Source organism: Actinokineospora lacus (assembly GCF_053813445.1).
The window spans coordinates 20357-38276 of record NZ_JBQERA010000018.1; the positions used below are offsets into that span (position 1 = coordinate 20357).

The 17920-nt window shown below is 72.6% G+C and carries 16 protein-coding genes; 3 read left to right on the top strand and 13 right to left on the bottom strand.

The genetic code is table 11. The features are described from left to right. Nucleotides 1-6 precede the first annotated feature (6 nt). The 8 genes from ACTG9Q_RS31155 to ACTG9Q_RS31190 form a co-directional block, all read right to left on the bottom strand. Nucleotides 7-1182 carry a cytochrome P450 gene (locus tag ACTG9Q_RS31155; protein WP_455576533.1) on the bottom strand — a complete coding sequence of 392 codons (1176 nt, stop codon included), beginning with the start codon at nt 1180-1182 and terminating at the stop codon, nt 7-9. Further along, on the bottom strand, nt 1172-2560 hold the full coding sequence (locus ACTG9Q_RS31160; protein WP_455576534.1) for a hypothetical protein: 1389 nt from the start codon (nt 2558-2560) through the stop codon (nt 1172-1174). Before ACTG9Q_RS31160 ends, ACTG9Q_RS31155 begins: the two co-directional genes overlap by 11 nt. Next, on the bottom strand, nt 2557-3360 hold the full coding sequence (locus ACTG9Q_RS31165; RefSeq protein WP_455576535.1) for an alpha/beta fold hydrolase: 804 nt from the start codon (nt 3358-3360) through the stop codon (nt 2557-2559). Before ACTG9Q_RS31165 ends, ACTG9Q_RS31160 begins: the two co-directional genes overlap by 4 nt. Beyond that, nucleotides 3347-5251, bottom strand: a complete 1905-nt coding sequence (locus ACTG9Q_RS31170; protein ID WP_455576536.1) for a RiPP maturation radical SAM C-methyltransferase — start codon at nt 5249-5251, stop codon at nt 3347-3349. Before ACTG9Q_RS31170 ends, ACTG9Q_RS31165 begins: the two co-directional genes overlap by 14 nt. Next, nucleotides 5248-6576, bottom strand: a complete 1329-nt coding sequence (locus ACTG9Q_RS31175) for a YcaO-like family protein (RefSeq protein ID WP_455576537.1) — start codon at nt 6574-6576, stop codon at nt 5248-5250. The genes ACTG9Q_RS31170 and ACTG9Q_RS31175 overlap by 4 nt, the downstream gene beginning before the upstream one ends. Beyond that, nucleotides 6509-7630 carry a hypothetical protein gene (locus tag ACTG9Q_RS31180; protein ID WP_455576538.1) on the bottom strand — a complete coding sequence of 374 codons (1122 nt, stop codon included), beginning with the start codon at nt 7628-7630 and terminating at the stop codon, nt 6509-6511. The genes ACTG9Q_RS31175 and ACTG9Q_RS31180 overlap by 68 nt, the downstream gene beginning before the upstream one ends. A gap of 92 nt (nt 7631-7722) precedes the next feature. Further along, the gene (botA, locus tag ACTG9Q_RS31185) at nt 7723-7863 is read right to left on the bottom strand and encodes a bottromycin family RiPP peptide (protein WP_455576539.1); all 141 of its coding nucleotides are present in this window, start codon (nt 7861-7863) and stop codon (nt 7723-7725) included. A gap of 51 nt (nt 7864-7914) precedes the next feature. Further along, nucleotides 7915-9843 carry a RiPP maturation radical SAM C-methyltransferase gene (locus ACTG9Q_RS31190; RefSeq protein ID WP_455576540.1) on the bottom strand — a complete coding sequence of 643 codons (1929 nt, stop codon included), beginning with the start codon at nt 9841-9843 and terminating at the stop codon, nt 7915-7917. A gap of 152 nt (nt 9844-9995) precedes the next feature. Between ACTG9Q_RS31190 and ACTG9Q_RS31195 the strand changes: the two genes are divergently transcribed. Beyond that, on the top strand, nt 9996-10952 hold the full coding sequence (locus tag ACTG9Q_RS31195) for a helix-turn-helix domain-containing protein (protein WP_455576541.1): 957 nt from the start codon (nt 9996-9998) through the stop codon (nt 10950-10952). A gap of 108 nt (nt 10953-11060) precedes the next feature. Next, nucleotides 11061-11894, top strand: a complete 834-nt coding sequence (locus ACTG9Q_RS31200; RefSeq protein WP_455576542.1) for a class I SAM-dependent methyltransferase — start codon at nt 11061-11063, stop codon at nt 11892-11894. 10 nt (nt 11895-11904) lie between these two features. Here ACTG9Q_RS31200 and ACTG9Q_RS31205 read toward each other — a convergent pair whose 3' ends face one another. The 5 genes from ACTG9Q_RS31205 to ACTG9Q_RS31225 all read right to left on the bottom strand — a co-directional run bounded on the left by ACTG9Q_RS31205 (nt 11905) and on the right by ACTG9Q_RS31225 (nt 16364). Next, a complete protein-coding gene (locus ACTG9Q_RS31205; RefSeq protein WP_455576543.1) occupies nt 11905-13140 on the bottom strand; it encodes an MFS transporter in 1236 nt (411 codons plus the stop codon). 447 nt (nt 13141-13587) lie between these two features. Beyond that, nucleotides 13588-13728 (bottom strand): hypothetical protein, encoded by a 141-nt coding sequence (locus tag ACTG9Q_RS31210; protein ID WP_455576544.1) that lies wholly within the window; start codon nt 13726-13728, stop codon nt 13588-13590. Next, nucleotides 13725-15134, bottom strand: coding sequence for an MFS transporter (locus ACTG9Q_RS31215; RefSeq protein ID WP_455576545.1), 1410 nt, complete (start codon nt 15132-15134; stop codon nt 13725-13727). Before ACTG9Q_RS31215 ends, ACTG9Q_RS31210 begins: the two co-directional genes overlap by 4 nt. 259 nt (nt 15135-15393) lie before the next feature. Then, the gene (locus ACTG9Q_RS31220; RefSeq protein WP_455576546.1) at nt 15394-15732 is read right to left on the bottom strand and encodes a DUF6204 family protein; all 339 of its coding nucleotides are present in this window, start codon (nt 15730-15732) and stop codon (nt 15394-15396) included. Next, a complete protein-coding gene (locus ACTG9Q_RS31225; protein ID WP_455576547.1) occupies nt 15729-16364 on the bottom strand; it encodes a TetR/AcrR family transcriptional regulator in 636 nt (211 codons plus the stop codon). The genes ACTG9Q_RS31220 and ACTG9Q_RS31225 overlap by 4 nt, the downstream gene beginning before the upstream one ends. A gap of 213 nt (nt 16365-16577) precedes the next feature. Between ACTG9Q_RS31225 and ACTG9Q_RS31230 the strand changes: the two genes are divergently transcribed. Further along, the gene (locus ACTG9Q_RS31230) at nt 16578-17915 is read left to right on the top strand and encodes an acyltransferase domain-containing protein (RefSeq protein ID WP_455576548.1); all 1338 of its coding nucleotides are present in this window, start codon (nt 16578-16580) and stop codon (nt 17913-17915) included. Nucleotides 17916-17920: the final 5 nt, after the last annotated feature.

The following is a 17920-nucleotide window of genomic DNA, read 5'->3' on the forward strand; positions in this document are numbered from 1 at the left end:
GGCCCATCACCACACGATGCGCAGGTCGTAGACGTTGCGCAGGAAACGCGCGTCCGCCGGGTCCGCCAGGCGGTACTGCGGGATCCGCGCGTGCCACTCCTCCCACGCGGTGAGGATCTGCGCGCGGGCGTACGCCGCGCCGAGGCACTGGTGGTGGCCGGTGCCGAAGGCGATGTGCGGGTTGTGCTCGCGGTCGAAGTCGACGCGCCGGGGGTCGGGGAACACCTCGGGGTCGTAGTTGGCCAGGGCGAGCGGCAGCAGCACCGTCTCCCCCGGCTCCGCCGACGCGGCCACGTTCTCCTTGGCCACCAACCGGCCCGGGTACATGCAGGAGTTGACCCGCAGGAACTCCTCCAGTGCCGCGGGCCGCACTTCGGGCTCGTCGAGGAACCGCAGTCGGTCGGCCGGGGTGGTGGCCAGGTGCTGGAGGGCGTTGGCCATGTGGTTGACGGTGGAGTCGACCCCGGCCAAGAACAGCACGGCCAGCAGTGAGGCCCGGTCGGCATCGCTGATCGGCTCGCCGCCGACCTCCCAGCCGAAGGTGGCGCTGGTCAGGTCGCGGGCGACCGGTTCGGCGCGGCGTCGCTTGACGTGCGCGGCGACGTACTTCTGCAGCGCGGGCATGGCGGTCTCGCCGTTGAAGGCGGCGCGCGGGTCGGGCGCCTCCCGGGAGCGGATCATGGCGACGTTGATGGCCAGCAGCAGGTCGAGGTCCTCGACCGGCCACCCGACGGCCAGCATCAGGTTCTCCAGCACGTAGGGCCGGGCGAACTCGTCGGAGAACGACACCGCGCCGCGGTCGGCGAAGGCGGCGATGCGGCGGCGGGCGTTCTCCCGGATGGCCGGGGTGAGGTCGCGGGCGCGCTGCGGGGTGAACCAGGAGGCCAGGTGCTTGCGCCACTCGTGGTGGGCCTGGCCCTGGATGGTCAGCGGAATCCAGCGCTCGTCCTCGGCGCCCTCGGCGGCGCTGACCCTGGACACGCTGAACGCGTCCTCGTCGCGGAACGCCGCGCAGATGGCCTCGTAGGTCGAGAGCACCCAGAAGCCGTCGCCGCTCGAGCTGTGGAACGCGCCGTCGCGGGCGTGCTCGGCCGCCGCCTGCCGATACTGCTCCGGCGCGGCGAAGAACTCGAAGCCCACGGAGTTCCGCACTCCGGTGACCGGGCATCCGTCAACCTGCACCACTTTTCTCCTTCTCCCGTCGCACGGTGGGGGCGGGGTCCAGGGCACCACGCGGCCAGGACCGCGCGTCCAGGCCCGCCGTGGTCAGCCGCAGCTCCCACAGATCGTCGAGGTCGTCGGCGTCGAGCAGCACGCCGTCGACCAGCACGGCGTCCGGACGCGCCAGGTCGGCGACGGTCGCGGGCGGCGTGCGGTAGAGCACGAGGTCGTCGGTGGTCTCCGGCAGCCGCATGGCCGCGCGCGCCTGCGTGGTCGCCGCGGTCAGCAACGCGGGCAGTGCCAGGCCCGCACGGGACAGCTCCGCCAGCTCCTTGTGGAAGGAGGGGCCCGCGACCACGAACGGGTTGCCACAGTCGGTGCCAACCAGCAGCCGCGCGCCCGCCTCGTGCAGGGCGAGCGCCACGTCGCCGAGGCGGTCGATGAGCGCGCCACGCGCCCCGACCTCGTCGCGGTCGAGGCTCAGCGCCTCGCGGGCGGCCACCTTCCAGGCCAGGCCGCGGCCCGCGTCGGCCAGGGCCAAGGCCGCGCCCGAGGGGCGGGTCCAGCGGCGCTCGCCGGTCAGCGCCCGCCAGGTGACCAGGGTCGGGCAGACGAAGCGGTCGGCGAAGCCCGCGACTGCGTCCGGGGCGAGCCCGTCGAGCGCTTGGGCCAACACCGGCCAGCGGCGGTCCGCGGGGAGCCGGAAGATGTTGGGCACCAGGCCGTAGAGGTGCTCGGTGGACCACATCGCCGTACGCGCGTGGGCCAGCGGCACCCGCTCGGGGACGTGCCCGACCACGGGCAGCCCCACCCGGTCCGCTGCGGCGACGACATCGTCGAAGCGGGGGCGCTCCAGGTCGTCGTAGATCTTGATGCCGTCGAAGGCGAAGCCGAGGGCCTCGTTGAGGACGTGGTCGACGGAGCGCTCGTCATCGACCACCATCGCCCCGCCGGGCACGTGGGTGCGCGGGCCGTCGACAACCGCCGTACTCACCCACGCCCGGGGGACCACGGCGGTGCGGGCGCGGTGCACGCCCGCGGTGTAGCGGTGGGCGGGCTCGCCCCACATCTGCCGGTAGCCGGTGATGCCGTGGGTGATCAGCCCGACGAGGTCGCCCGCGGAGGACACGTGCACGTGCGCGTCGACGAACCCCGGCACGGCATACCAGAGCGGCTGGCCGGCCGCGGGTGGGCGGGGCGTGGTGGAGACCCGGCCGTCGGTGACGGTCAGGTCGGTCACCTGCCCCGCCCGCCCGGTGGCGGGATCGACCAGCGCGACGCCGGGCACGTGGTGGGTGCGGGGCCGGGAGGCCAGCGCCCGCAGTGCCTCGGCGAGCGGGTCGCCCTCGGGTAGCAAGCCGACGCGCAACCGCCACTGGGCGTCCTCGCTGGGCTTCACCGCGCCCCCGTCCCCGCCCGCGCGGCGAGGTCCTCGGCGACGCGCGCGCCGACCTCGGCCAAGCGGTGCGCCGCCGTGACGCGCGTCGGGCTCTCGACCAGCCAGAGGCGGGCGCCCAGGCGGCGCTCCCCCTCGGCGAAGACGGCCAGCTCGGCATCGCCCGCGGCGGTGATCATGACCAGCTCCTGTCCGGGGTGGCGGTGTTCGACCCCGCGGGCTGATCCGTGGTGCAGACCGCGGGTGACCGCGGCCAGCTCGGGGATGTCGACCCGCGTGCAGGCCCGCACCATCCAGTCCGGCGCGCCGACCTTGCGGAAGTGCTCGGTGAGGTAGCGCTCGCCCTGGGTCTCGATGGCGTTCGCCTCCTCCTCCACCGCGCCCTCGGGCAGCTCGACGGCCTCGGCGTGCGCGCAGAACGAGTACGCGATGGACACCCGTGGGTCGGCGGCGGCGACCTGCAGGGCGGTGCGGCCACCGAAGTACACGCCGAAGACGTGGTGGCGATCGCGCGGGAACAGGTCCATCACCGCCCGCACATCCTCGACGTGGGAGGCGATGCCGTGCCTGCCGGGGTCGCCCACCCGCTGGCTCGCACCGCGCCCGCGCAGGTCCAGGGCGAGCAGGTCGGCGTCCGGCAGGGCGTCGAAGAAGCCGGAGTCCGCCCACACCCGCGAGTCCATCGCGACGCCGTGCACCAAGACGACGGTCTCGCCCGCCCCCGGGCGGCGCACGCCGCGCAGCCGGGTCCCGTCGGCGGAGGTGGTCTCGAAGGGCTCCAGGGAACGGTCAGGACGTCGCACTGCGGCCTCCCAGGGCCACCGCGCGGCCCAACTCGTCGCGTCCGCTGTCGTGGACGGCCAGGACGAGCCCGTGCGGGGCCTCCACGTATACCCAACCGCGGCGGGTCCACTCCGCCAGCTCCGCGTGGACCTCGTCCTGCGGGCCCCCGGCCGCGATGGCCGTCGCGACGGCCTGGTTGACCCGGCCGCCGTGCACGAACCCGCGGAACAGCTCGTGGCGCCAGCCGCGCAGCACCTGCCTGCCCTCACCGAGGTGGGGGCGGTGGTCGAACACGACGGTGATCGAGGGCCCGAAGCGGTAGGTGAACCGGGACTGGCCGTGCAGCTTCTTCCACAGCCCCACGCGCGCGCCCAGCCTGCGCCGCAGCGCCAGCATGGTCTCCCCGTCGGTGGGCGCCTCGCGCTCGACGTGGTCGAACGAGTAGGCCAGTTCCGCCCGGTCGGCGTCCGCGGCGGGGTGCACGAACCGGTACTTGGCCTCGGGGCCCACCAGGTCGATGCCGAACTCGTCGGGGTCCACGAAGTAGGGGCTGTAGCGGTCGACGCGGACCTTGCTGACCGTCGAGGGTGGCTGCAGGTGCGACAGGAACGGGATCAGGCGCAGCTGCTCGATGAGCATCTCGGCCCGCTCGCCGGGCATGGCCGAGAGCAGGTTCCAGCCGACCTCGATGCCCAGCTCCTGGCACAGCACCAGGAACCGCAGGTTGTGGAACCCGGTGGCGCCCTTGCGCAGCAGCTTCAGCGACCCGGTGCTCAGGCTCTCGATGCCCGGCTGCACCGTCATCACGCCCGCGGCCCGCAGCTGGGCCAGGGCCTTGGGGCTGAGGTTGGCCTTGACCTCGAAGAAGGTGGTGACGTCGACCTCGGCCTCGGCCAGCTCGGCGAGGCCGTTGTCGTCCTTGGCCAGGATGGTGTCCACGGCGTAGGTGTCGAACACACCATGGGTCTCGGTCAGCTCGCGCAGGGTGTGCACCAGCTGCTTGCCCGGCTTGCTGCGGTAAGGCATACCGCTGCCGTTCTCACCGCAGAACGTGCAGTGCATCTTCTCGCCCCACCAGCAGCCGCGCGACATCTGGAACGGCAGCGCGACGTGCGGCCGGATCAGCTCGCTCCACGGCAGCTCGCGCAACCTGCGGAAGTACTCGCCGTAGCGGGGCACCGGGACGGCCTCGACCGACTGCACGACCGCGGGGGACACAAGCAGCCCGGCGTCGCCGCGGGTCACCAGGCCTGGGGCGGTGATCTGCTCGCCGGGGCCGTCGGCGGCGCAGAGCGCGGCCACCGCGGCCTCACCCTCGCCCTGCACGACCATGTCGACGAACGGGTACGCGCGCATGACCGCCTCGCCCATCGGCTGGTCGCAGTTGGCGCCGCCGAGGACGACGACCTTCTCCGGCGCGCGGTCCTTGATGGCCTTGGCGATGGCCAGGGCGGGCACGAGCTGGCTGAAAGAGGTGGTGAAGCCGAAGACCTGCGCCCCGGTCGCCAGCAGCTTGCCGGTGTATTCGGCCAGGAACTCCCCGGCGGCCTCGCGCATCGCGAGCACGTGCTCGACGAGTTCGTCGGAGGTGCCGCGCTCGCGCAGGAAGGTGCCGTACTCGGCGCGGATGGCGGCCTCGTCCTCGCCGGACACCGCGGCCAGCCCGGCGCCGAAGACCCAGTCACCGACGCCGAGCCCGTAGAGCTCCTCGCTGATGGTGTCGTACACGGCGGTGAACCGCTCCGGCTCGCAGTCCAGCGCCTTGACCGCGAACTCGAACCAGTCCAGGTAGGCGTACTCGCAGCGGGCGGGCCCGCCGGGGGACTTGGCGGCCAGCGCGGCCAGCGACGCGACCTGGATCGACGGGCGGTAGAGGCTGTTCCACGGCGGCGCGACGAGGACGAGCTTCATGCCTTCGCCCCTCCCCCGGCAGGCAGGCCCTCGCCGAGGCGGCCGGTGGGCAGCACGGGGTAGCCCGCGCGCGCCTTGTCCAGCAGCTCCAGGCCGGGTGCGACCGCGTCGACGACGGTGATGCCGCCCGGGCGGGCCAGCTCCCGGTAGAACACGTCCACCCCGATCGCGGCGAGGCGGCCGACCAGGTGGCGCAGCAGCTCCTCCGGCGCGGCCTGCTGGGACAGCCCGTCGGCCGGGTCGAAGGCGACGGTGCGCCGCGGCAGGTCGCGGACGTCGAAGCGGGCGGCGGCGAGGTGGCGCGGGTAGTTGGCCAGCGCGGCGTGGATCTGCGTGGCCTCGGTGTCGGCGTCGACCGGGCCGTGCTGGAACATCGTGCGCACCTGCAGGTACTCCAGCAGGCCGCGCTGCAGCGCGTAGTGGCGCACTGGGGAGGCGCCGCTGCCGATCAGCCGGATCGGCTCGTCGGCCGCGCCGTCGCACACCACGTAGGCGGGGACGCCGCTCTCGCAGGTGATGTCGACGATGAGCACCGACGCCCCGGTCAGCTGCTCGACCTCGGCGCACAGGGCGGCCAAGTCCTCGGTCAGGGTGGCCGGGTCGACCACCACCAGGTCCTTCTCGCCGGTGCCGAAGTAGGTGCGGGCGAGCTGGCAGGACCAGGCGTCGCGCTCGATGAGCTCGTTGACCGCGTGCACCAGCGCCTCGAACAGCGTGGTGCCCGCGGCGTAGCCCGCGCTGGAGGTGTAGTGCCACAGCGGGCGGAACGCCAGGTCGTCCTCGGGGTGCGGCCAGTTGCGGTAGCCGCCGTCGCGCAGGAACACCGGCTGGTTGTGCGGGGTGCCGCCCTCCTCGCCGAAGGCGGTGCCGATCGGCACGTACTCGCGGGTGAGCACCGGCGCGTCGGGCATGATGCCGCCGAGCCTGCGCAGCAGCGCGGAGCGGCGGGCGGTGGGCTGCCCCGCCACCTCGGCGCCGGGCAGGAACCGCGCGGTCCCCGCGTTCGGCTCGCGCCGCCAGTCCAGGTGGTAGTGCTCCGCGCTCTCGAACAAGGCGCTGGCCAGGCTGCGGTGGCCCAGGCCCTTGCCCGAGCTGCGCGAGCACAGCGTGCCGTCGGCGTCGCGCAGCTGCACCTCGTAGGTGGGGGCGGTGTCGGGGCCGTACTTGCTGATCAGCGGCGTCAGTCGCTCGGCGTCGAGCCAGTCGCGCACCGCGGTGAGCGCGGAGCCGATGGTGGTCTCCCGCTCGGGCGGGACGTCATCGCGTTGCGCCCCGCCCAGCAAGGCGGCGGTCAGCAGGTCCTGTTCCAGGTGCTCGGTGGTCAAGGGTCTTCCTCACTTCCCCCGCGTCGAAGACGGGAATGCCTGCGCGGACAAGGCCCAGGAGCGGCTGGGGTCGGGACACGACGTGTGCGAAGTGCAGCCGGATGGGGTCGGAGCCCGGTGTGCTGACCCGCAGCGCCCCGGTATCGGCCCAGAGCCGCACGCCCGCCGCCGCGAGTTCCGCCCGGGGGGAGGAAGGCGGGCCATCGGCGGTGGACCCGGCCGGGTCGAAGTCGAGCGTGGCGCACCGCAGCAGCAACGGCCAACGCTCGAACCGGCGCAGGAAGTACCGCTCCGCGGCGGCGTTGGTGGGGTTGTCCCGCCACATCGTCGCCGCCTGCGCCAGTTCCAGCTCGGCCCGTTCGGTGGCTTCGGCGACCGTGGCCGCCGCGCCGAGGCCGGTGGCGGGCATGAGCCTGCCCGCGGTGCGGGAGACGGCCAGCACCACGGGGGTGCGGCCGACGAAGGAGATCGTGGTGGTCTCGGTGGTGTCGTCCTCGGCCGGGTCGGGCGCGCGCCCGTCGGGCGAGCCCTCCAGGGACCGGAGCAGGAACGCGCCGTAGTCCAGCAGCTCGGTCAGCTCCAGGACCGCGCCGCGCAGCGCTTCGGCCTCGGTGCCCGCGACGGCCCAGCCGATGGTGCTCGACAGCCGGGCGACCGGGGGCGTGAGCACGCCCTCGGACAGCTCGGCGCCCGAGAACCACGGTGACGACCAGAACAGCGGGACGTCGCGGTCGACGTTCCCGTCCATGCCGCGGTATCGGCGCAACCTCGCGCCCGGCGGGGCGGACCGCATTCCGTCCTGTGTGGACGTCACCGCGGCGCGGGTGGTCGACGAGCGGGCGACCAGGGCGAACGGGGTGCACGCGAGCAGGCGCTCGACGGCCTCGGAGAAGGCCTTCAGCCGCGCGAGCCGCTCGGTGTCGGCGGTGCCGTATCCCTCCGCCGATCCCGTCTCCGCGACGACCGCGCACCGGACCGTGACCGTGTGCTCCGCGGGGTGTGCCCAGTAGGCAACCTCCCGCAGCGCGCACTCCACCACCGGTGTCACGACCATCGCCCTTCTCCCCTGGGTCACCCGGACCCGTCGACCGACTTCATCCTATTCGGACTCAGTCATGCGAACCGCGGAAAGCGGTGCCACCATGCTCAGACGGTGGCGTCGCTCTCGTCGGACCAGCTGCCCCACGCCTCGAGCTCACGCATCTCCAGCGCGCTGAGCTCAGCGTTGTTGGGGTCGTCGTTGAGGAAATCCGCGGTCATACAGTCAAACACGACAACCGGACCCATGATCGTTTCCTTTCTCTTCAGAGGGATGTGCACTTCCGCCGCCCCGAGCCGTCACCGGCGCGGGGCGGGGTTGGCGAGGGTGAGCGGGACCGGGGTCTTGGCGCGCTTGGGCGTGCCCTTGGCGGGCGGCGTGCGGTGTGCCGACGGCTCGTGGCGAATCGGCAGCGCGATCACCTTGGTGCCCTCGATCATCACCCAGCGGCGCCGTTGCCAGTTGTGCAGCAGCTCCAGCGCGAAGTCCCAGCGCGGTCCGTCCCACCCCTGGGCTTGCAGGTCTCGGAAGCGGGTGCCGCCGATCACCGCCCGGAACAGCTTGGCCTCGTCCCCGGCGAGGATGGTCTGCTCTCGTGGCAGGCCAGGTCGCCGGTCGTCCAGCAGGACGGAGTCGAAGCCCAACCGGTAGGTGAAGGAGGCGGTCTCGTGGTGGTTGCGCCACAGCCGGATGCGAGCGGCGAGGCGCCTGCGCAGCTCGGCGTTGCGCGGGTCGTCGGTGAACTCGCCCTCGAAGTGGTAGGCGATGTTCCAGATGTCCTCATCGGACAGTCCCGGGTAGGCGTACTTGTAGCCCGGGAACGGCTCGGTGAGCGCCAGCCCGTACTGCTGTGGATTCTCCACGTACGGGCTGAACCGGTCGAACCGGATCAGCGTCACGTGCGGCGGGGTCAGGTGCGACAGCGACGCGACGAGGTCGATCTGGGCGAGGATGGAGGCCGGGGTCTCACCGGGGTAGCCGGTGAGGATGTTCCAGTCGGCGCGCACGTCGAACTCCTCGCAGCCGAGCAGGAACCGCACGTTGAGGAACGCCGTGGCGCCCTTGCGCAGCGCGCGCAGGCCCTCGGTGCTGATGCTCTCGATGCCCGGCTGCACCGAGCGCACGCCCGCCCGGCGCATCTGCCGGATATCGGCCCACTCCATGTTCGCCTTGACCTCGAAGAACAGTGAGTGGTCGGCACGCAGCTCCTCCACAGCGGGCAGAGCGGTGTCGAGGTAGCCCAGGTCGAGGATGTTGTCCACGGCGAAGAAGTCGAGCACGCCGTAGCGGTCCATCATGTACTTGAGCTCGGAGGCCACCGCGTCGGGATGCTTGCTGCGGTACCGCATGGTGGCGCCGTTGAGGCCGCAGAAGGTGCAGTGCGTCTTCGCGCCCCACCAGCAGCCGCGCGAGAACTCCACCGGCAGCGAGACCTCGGCCTCCAGTTCGGTGAGCCCCGCGTCCGACAGCTGTTCGAAGAAGCCGTCGTAGGAGGGCATCGGCACGCTGAGCCGTTCCGCGGGCACCAGTGTGGCGAGCTCGACATCGGCCGCGCCGCGGGTGACGAGCCTGCCGGTGGAGCGCAGTTCGGAACCGGTGGCCACCTGGCCGAGCAGCGCGGCGAACGCGTCCTCGCCGGGGCCGTCGACGACGGCGTCGATGGCGGGGAAGTTGGTGAGCAGCGTGCGCCCCATCTGCCCTTCGCAGTTGCTGCCGCCGAGCACGATCCGGCCGGTGTAGCCGGACTCGCGCAGCCGCTGCGCCACCGCGAGGGTGGCCCCGTTCTGGCTGAACATCGTGGTGAACCCGATCACGTCCGGCTCGACGTCGAGCAGCCGCCGCGTGGTCGACTCCACGTGCCTGTCCGCCACCTCGCGCAGTGCGTCGAGCACGCGGATGGTCTCGTCGTCGACGCGCTTGGACCGCAGCAGGTCGAAGTACGCCTCCCGCGCGGCCTCGTCGCCCCGGCGGTTGGTGTAGATCCAGTCACCGACCGACAGGTGGTAAAGCCGCTCGGACACCAGCTCGTAGGCCTGTGCCCAGTTTTCCCGCGACAGCCCGACCAGGTCCGGGGCCATCGAGTAGAACTCGAGATAGGCGTAGTGGGAATCGACCTGCCATCCCTCGACCTCCGCCACGGAGCGCAAAATTCCCACCTGGATGGAAGGACGGGTAGCGCTATTCCACGGCATCGAGACAAGGGAAACCCTGCGTGCTTTGATGACCAATCACCACCCCAGTGGTTGTGGCACTCTGGAGAGTATGTTCGTCGATGACACCCACTCCGTCAACGCCCCCACAATGGGCACAGCAGCGGCCACCCCCGCACTTCCAGGCGTTAACCGGCCAGTGAGTTTCAAATACTTGGGCAGGGAGGGCCATGAAGACCGCCGGTGCTGAGCCGGTTGAATTGTCCGCAGTGGAGAGTCGCATACTGCGACAGTTGGCGCGAAGCGGAAAACCGATCGCGCTGCGTGCACAGATTATTCTCGCCTGCTCCGAAGGAGTGACCGCCGTTGCGATATCCAAGCAGCTGAAGGTGTCGAGGGAAACTGTCCGCAAGTGGCGTGACCGCTTCCAGGAGGACAGGTTGGAGGGCTTGAGCGACCGGCCACGCCCCGGTCCGCCGCGCGCGATCAGCGACGAGTCGGCGCGCTGTCTGGTCGCCGCGACCCTGGAGCTTCCCGCGCCCGGCGGGATTCGCTGGACCACCCGGTCCATGGCCGCGGAGCGCGGGCTGTCGCAGACGGTGGTGTCGCGCATCTGGCGCGACGCGGGCCTGCGCCCTGACCTGGTGGAGACGTGGCGCCTGGTGTTCGACCCGGATTTCGTCGCCCGGGTGCGCGGCATCGCGGGCGTGCTCCTGGCCCCCGGCGGCGGCGCGCTCGCGCTGGCCGTGCGGCGGGGCGCGCGGAAGCCGGGCGACGCGGCTCCGGAACCGGTGGTGCGGACCCACCCGGACTCCGGTTGGACCAGGGACCTGCCCCGGTTCCTCGACGCGGTGGACGCGGGCGGGCAAACGGACCCACTGCACGTGCTCTGCTCGGACGAGCGCGCGCTGGCGACCTACCCAGTGCGGCACTGGCTGGCCCGCAAACCGCATATCCGCTGCCAGGCGATCCCTGGCGCGGCGCGCTGGTCGGTCCTGGTGGACCGCTGGCTCGGGGCGGTGGACACCACGCCGCAAGTGGCCGAACTGCGCACGCGGGCGCGCGGCTGGACCCGCCTCACCGAGCCCGACTGCCCCGCGCCGTGGCCGCCGACGCAGTCCGGGGACCCCGGCACGCGGGTGTGCCCCTGCCGGATCTGGGGTGATCCCGACGGCCCGACCCGATGATCCCGACCAGGCTCGACGGCCAAGCGCCCGGTCGAGCCGCCCGCCTCGGCACCGCCGGGGCGCCACGGTTCCCACCCACCTGACGCACCACACCCGATGGGGGTTCAGATGAAGGTCTCATTGACGGGTTCGGCGGAGACGCTGCTGGCCACGCTGTGCGCGCGCGCCGTGGACGCGCGGTCCCCGCACCCCATGCTCGGTGACACCACGGCCGTCGAGGTCATGGACAAGCTGGACTACGACTTCGCCAAGTTGCGCGTCCAGGCGACGACGGCGATCGGCGTGGCGCTGCGCAGCCGGTTCTTCGACCGCTGGGTGCGCGCGTTCCTCGCCGAGCACCCCGAGTGCACCGTGCTGCACCTTGGCTGCGGGCTCGACAGCCGGGTGCAGCGCATCGACCCCGGCCCCGGCGTGCGCTGGTTCGACGTCGACCAGTCGGACGTGATGGAGCTGCGGGCCCGGCTCTACCCCGAGCGCCCGCGGTACCGGGCCATCGGCGCCTCGGTCGTGGAGACCGTCTGGCTGGACGCGGTGCCCACCGACCTCCCGGTGCTGGTTGTGGCCGAGGGCTTGGCCATGTACCTGGGCGCCGAGGAGGGGCCGGAGATGCTGCGCGCGATCGTGGGGCACTTCCCCGGCGGCGGGGAGATCGCGTTCGACTCGTACTCGCGGGCGACGGTGCGCATGAGCAGGCCGATGCCGGTGATGCGCGAGACCGGCGCCCAGATGCACTGGGGCATCGATGACCCGCGTGAGCTGCTCGAACAGGTGCCCGGACTGCGTGTCGTCGAGTCCGTCAAGGCGTACGAGACGACCGACCCCGGGGACCACCGGCGGCTGCCGCTGGGGCTGCGGCTGCTGCTGCTGCTCGACACCAAGGTGCTGGCCAAGCTGCCGGTGACCCGCGGGGTCGGGCACATCACGCGCTTCGCCTTCGACTGAGGCCCCCGCCTCACTCCCGCGGCGGCACGGCGGTCTCGGAGGCCGCCGTGCCCGCCGCGGCCTCGGCCGGTCGCTCCATCCGGCGCAGGGCCGGGACCAGCAGGGCGAACACCGCGACGACACCCCAGGCCACGGCGAGCGTGACACCGGTCTGGCGCACTCCGATGCCCTCGATCAGCAGGCCGCCCGCGAGCGTGCCGAGCGGCACGGCGGTGAGCTGCGCGGAGTTCTGCAGGCCGAGGATGCGGCCCCGGAACCGCCCCGGGATGCGTTCGTTGACCAGCACCAGCACCATCGCCTGCAGGGGACCGGCGCCGAACCCGGCCAGCACGGCCGCGGCCAGGAGCACCGGGGTCGGCGGCAGCAGCGCCAGCCCGACGGTGCCCAGCGCCGTGACGACCTGGGCCAGGACGAACGCCGTGCGGCGCGAGAGCCGCGCGCCGACCACCGAGTACGCGATCGAGCCCGCGATACCGCCGATGGCCAGGCACGCGATGACCAGGCCGTAGCCGCCGGGGGCGTCCTCGGCGATCAAGTGCACCGGCAGCAGGATGTTCTGCATCGGGGCGAGCACGAGCAGGCTCGCGGTGACCACACCGGTCATCGTCAGCAGCACCCGGTCACCCGCCAGCGCGCGGAAGCCCTCGCCCAGGTCACCGCGCACGCCCTTGGACGGCTCGCCCGAACTGGCGCCCAGCCGCCGGGGCAGGGTGGCGGTGCACAGCGCGGCGGCGGCCGAGCAGGCCGCGGTCACCCACAGCACCGTTGTCGGGTCGAACAGCACGAGCAGCCCGCCGGCGACGGCCGGGCCCACGACGAGCACGACGCCGTTGACGCCCTCGCGCATACCCGCCAGTTTCTCCAGGGGCACCCCGGCCGCGGCGGCCACGTCCGGGGCCAGCGACTCGCGGGCGGTCATGCCCGGCACGTCGAACAGCGCGCCCGCCACGCCCAGCACGAGGAACCAGGTCATGGTGAGGCCGGAGACGTGGTCGACGAACGGCAGGGCGGCGACCGCGAGCGCGGAGGCGATGTCGGCCCCGATGGACGTCCTGCGCCTGCCGAAGCGGTCGACCACCAGTCCGCCCGCCACGCCCGCGACCAGCACCGGCAGCGCGCTCACCGCCGCGATGAGGCCCGCTGCGGCGGCGTCGCCGGTGCGCACGAGGATCAGCCACGGCAGCGCGATGGCCGCCATGGAGTTCCCGAGCATGGACAGGGCATGGGAAAGGAGGTACCGGATCACCACAACTCCAATTCTTGCGTGAGCCGCCGCGCAATCCATATCCGAGGCACCTTGTCACCCGGTTGCGGCGTTGGACCGGGTGATGGTGACGATTGGCGCACGCGCCCGGCGGCTCCGGCAGGCAGGCGGGGACACGAACGGGCCAATCGGGCACATGAGCGCTTTCCAAGCTGAACAAATGGGACACCCCGCACTGGCCACATGGGCATTCCCGGGGGCGCCGCAGACGATCATGTGGCGAAGCATCCAAAATTGTGCTAGTGAATCGGACACCGGTCTGGTCGACCTCGATGTCACGGCCCAGCGTGAATGGCCGCGCCGCCCCGGGCTTCACACCGAATTCACTTCGAATAGCGCGTCGAAGCGAACCCGGGAAAGTGCCCGGCGTCTCGACAGCGTTGACCGCGCCAAGAGTTCACCGGCGCGGACGGGCCGACCGGAACCGAGTCAACCAGGGGCCCTCCTTTGTGAGGCCTTGCCGCTGGGCAGTCTCAGCAGCAGCAGGAACACCAGGACCAGCGCGGCGCAGCTGTACCACAGCGCGCGCTGGAACGCGGAGGTGAAGGTGCCCTGGTGGGTGGCGGTCACCGAGTCCACCACCACCGCCCGCTGGGTGGCGGGCAGGCCTTCGGCCAGCGTGGCGCAGCCTGCCGGGGCGGCCGCGATGTCCTTGCCCGCCAGGGAGTCCTCCGCGCACCGGCGCAGGCCCGCGATGATCCGGTCGGCCTGCTTCGGGGTGGCACCCTCGGCGACGAGCGCGGCCTTGGCCCGCTCGCCGTCGCCGTCGGCGGTGGCCAGGCCGATGCCCGCGAGCGCGGCGAAGAACAGGCTGCCGACGATCGCCACGCCGACCGCGGCGCCGAGCTGGCCGGTGGCGTTGATGACGCCGGAGGCCGAGCCCGCCTCCTGCCCAGCCTCGGGAACCAGTGGCGGACCGCGAGGCCGCCCGCGACCGGGACGCCGATGGAGAACGGGATGATGGTCAGCCCGGTCTGCAGCGCCGACCAGCCCAGGCCGGCTTGCAGGTACAGCGTCCAGCTGATGAAGAAGCCCGCGGGCACGCAGCTGAACAGCAGCTGCGCGGCGACGCCGGTGGCGAAGCCGCGGCTCTTGAACAGGCCCAGGGCCAGCAGCGGCAAGCCGCCGCTGTCGCGCAGGCGGCGCTGGTGGAGGACGAACAACCCGAGCACCGGCACCGACAGCACCAGCGAGACGATGGTCCACGCGGGCCAGCCCAGCTCGCGCCCCTGCATCAGCGGCAGCAGCAACAGCAACAGCAACAGGCCCACGATCCCCAGCACGGTGCCGACGAGGTCGAGCTTGCGGGCGTGTGGGGACTTCGACTCGCGCATCCACGCCATGGCGCCGATGACGGCGGCGACGCCGACCGGGAGGTTGACCGCGAAGATCGAGCGCCACTCCAAGCCGAACGGGTCCCACTGCACCAGCAGGCCGCCGAGCACCGGGCCCGCCACGATCGCCAGGCCCGCCATGCCCGCGTACAGGCTGACGACCTTGCCGACCTCCTCGCGGGCGAAGGTGACGTGGATCAGCGCGAGGACCTGCGGGACCATGACGGCCGCGGCCAAGCCCTGCAACACCCTGGCCCCGATCAGCGCCTCCGGGCTCTGCGCCAGCGCGCACAGTAGCGAGGCCGCGGTGAACGCGATGACGCCGGTGAGGAACATCCGCTTGCGGCCGAAGATGTCACCGAGCCTGCCGCCGGTGATCAGAACGACCGCGAAGCAGAGGGTGTAGCCCGCCGTGGACCACTGGATGGCCGCGGCCGAGGCGGCGAGGTCGCCCTGGATGCTGGGGATCGCCACCGTGACGATGTTGACGTCCAGCAGGTCCATGAAGGTGGCCACCAGCAGCACGCCCAGTGCCCGCCAGCGATGGGGGTCCGGCGCCGGGGTGGGCGGGGGCGCGGGGCCCGCCGGTGCGGCTTCGGGCGCGGCGGGCGCCTCGAGCGCGGTCTGGTCGGTGCCGGTCATTCTCTCCTCCGACGCGCGGGTGAGCGCGGGCAAGGGAAGCGGGCGCCCTCGACCGCCGTCGGGAGCCGAGTACGTGGCCTGGTCTCCCTCGTGCGGCCTAGGGCCTGTCCTCAAACCCCAATCGCGATAGCCGGGCCGGATCGGCCGCTGACGACACCGCCACAGAACCCGAGTACAACCCGGTACGAGGGCCCTGCGCCAGCGCCGCCAGCAACCGATCCGATCCCGACTCTCATCAACCAGGGTTTGAGGACAGGCCCTAGCGGGAACGCCCGCGGATCCTCATCTCGTCCATGTCGGTGATTCCGAACTGCGGCTCGCGGTAACCGCAGCCCAAGGCGCCCAGCACCGCGGCCATGCGCCGCTCGGCGAGCTCGCGGACCTCGCGCTCGGCGTTGCCGCCCGACTCCGCGCGCACCACGACCCGGAAGGTGAAGCTGGTCAGGTTCGGCCCGTAGGTGACGGTGCCCTCGTCGGTGAAGGACGCGCCGAACACCAGGTCGTGGTCATCGATCTCGGCCAGCAACTTCTCCCGCACCGCCTTGTCCAGGCGGTCGAACCTGCCCCGCACCATCACCCGGAAAGTGTGCTCGCTCACCGGTTCTCCTCTTTCTCCACTCGGGAACCCGCCTCGCCCAGCGCGGCCCAGGACCGCAGCAGCAGGGCGACGACGTCGACGGCGATGTCGTCGGGGATGGCGCCCGGCGACAGGACGCGCTGGATCGCCAGCCCGTCCTCCAGCGCGTGCACCACCAGCGCGAGCAGCTCCACCGGCGCGGGCGGAGTGGCTCCGCTCCCGGCCATGTCGCGCGCCAGCGCGGCGGCGATGGCCGCCCGCACCCGGCTCTCCCGCTGGGCCAGCAGCGGGAGGATCTCGGGGTGGCGCATGGCGTAAAGCCACAGCTCCGTGCGCAGCGCCAGCCACTCCGGCAGGTGCCGGTCGCGGTCGCGGTGCCACTCGCGGAACCGCTCCGCCATGCCCGCGAACGAGCCCGCTTCGCGGCCCAAGGCGCTGAGCTCCCCCAGTTCGCGCTCGGTGCGCTGTTCGAGCAGCGCGAGGACCAGTTCGTGCTTGTCCTCGAAGTTGCCGTAGAACGCGCCCCTGGTAAAGCCTGCCCGCTCGACGATCTGCTCGACCGACGTGCCGTTCAACCCGCGTTCGCCGAACAACTCGGCGGCCGCGCGCAGCAGCTTCTCCCGAGTCCGATCCCGGCTCTCCTGCCTGCTCACCCGCTTCGCGATGACGGCCTCCCCGACGCCCGTCGTTTCAGATACAGCCCTGTATCTGTATACAGGACGGTATCAAAGTCGAACGGATGCGCGGAAGCGGGTCACCCGGACCCGGAACCCTTGCGCCACCGACGATCGGACCTGTCCGGGGCGTCTGCCGGTTGCTACCGTCGGAGCGGACCCGACCGGCGGAGCGAGGGGATGGTCCCGGTGGTGCGGAGCACGGAGAACGAGGTCCGGCTGTTCGCGGTGGCGGCGGCGACGGAGGACGGGCTGCGGGCACTGCTCACCGCCCACCGGGAGCGGGCGGCCATGGGCGTGGCGGACCTCGCCGGGTACTGCCGCGCGGCGGCGACCGGCCCGGTGGGGCCGCACCGCGCCGCGTTCGCCGTGCAGACCGCGGCGGAGCTGCTCGATCGCCTCGACGCCGCGCTGGCGGGCACCGCCGACCTGCTCCCCGCCGACGTCGCCGCGCGCGCCCCCAAGGTCGCGTTCGTCTTCGCGGGCCAAGGCGCGCAGTGGAACGGCATGGGGCGTGAGCTGCGCGCCGCTGAACCGGTCTTCGCCGAGACGCTGGACCGGTGCGACGCGCTGGTGCGCGAGTTCGCCGGGTTCTCCGTGCACGAGGTGCTGGACCACCCGGACGGCGAGGCGGGCACCACGCGCATCGACGTCCTCCAGCCGACCATGATGTCGCTGCAGGTGGCCTACGCCGCGCTGTGGCGGCACTGGGGCATCGTTCCCGACGCCGTGGTCGGGCACAGCATGGGCGAGATCTCCGCGGCCCACGCCTGCGGCGCGCTCGGACTGCGCGAGGCGGTGCTGGTGGCGTGCAGGCGCAGCGACCTGCTGCGCCGCGTCGTCGGGCACGGCGCGCTGGCCACGACCGAGCTGTCGCCCGAGCGCGCGCACGACCTCGCCGCGGCCAGCGGCGGCCGGATCGCGGTGGCGGGCGAGAACAGCCCGCGCTCCACCGTCCTGGCGGGGGAGTCCGCCGCGCTCGCCGCGCTGGTGTCCGAATTGGAGGCCGAGGACGTCTACTGCCGCCTCATCAACGGCACCGTCCCCACGCACAGCCACTTCATCGACTTCCTGCGCGACGACCTCGACGCCGCCCTGCGCGGCCTGCCCGCGGGCCCCGCCGTGGTCCCCTTCTACTCCACCGTCACCGGGTCCCCGGTATCGGGCACCGAACTCGGCGCGCCGTACTGGATGCGCAACCTGCGGCAGCCGGTGCGCTTCGCCGCCGCCATCCGGGCGTTGGCCCGCGCGGGCCACGAGCTGTTCCTGGAGGTGAGCGCGCACCCGGTGCTGCTCACCCCCGTCCGGCAGACGCTGGCGGCGGCGGACCTGCCCGGCCACCTGCTGGCCTCGGGACGGCGCGACGGCGAGCTGCGCTCGATGGTGTCCTCGGCGGCGGTGCTGTTCGGCGCGGGCCGCGACCCTCGGGTGCGGGTCGGCCCCGCCCGGGTGGTCGGCGGCGAGCTGACGCCCTACCAGGCCGCGGTGCTCGGGGCGGCGCGGCTGCCCCGCCCGGTGCCCGCGGCCTGATCCGG

Coding starts and splice junctions, on each gene's coding strand:
- ACTG9Q_RS31170 (WP_455576536.1), bottom strand. CDS start 5,251: ATGAAGCTCGTCCTCGTCGCGCCGCCGTGGAACAGCCTCTACCGCCCG.
- ACTG9Q_RS31180 (WP_455576538.1), bottom strand. CDS start 7,630: ATGGTCGTGACACCGGTGGTGGAGTGCGCGCTGCGGGAGGTTGCCTAC.
- botA (WP_455576539.1), bottom strand. CDS start 7,863: ATGGGTCCGGTTGTCGTGTTTGACTGTATGACCGCGGATTTCCTCAAC.
- ACTG9Q_RS31195 (WP_455576541.1), top strand. CDS start 9,996: ATGAAGACCGCCGGTGCTGAGCCGGTTGAATTGTCCGCAGTGGAGAGT.
- ACTG9Q_RS31200 (WP_455576542.1), top strand. CDS start 11,061: ATGAAGGTCTCATTGACGGGTTCGGCGGAGACGCTGCTGGCCACGCTG.
- ACTG9Q_RS31215 (WP_455576545.1), bottom strand. CDS start 15,134: ATGACCGGCACCGACCAGACCGCGCTCGAGGCGCCCGCCGCGCCCGAA.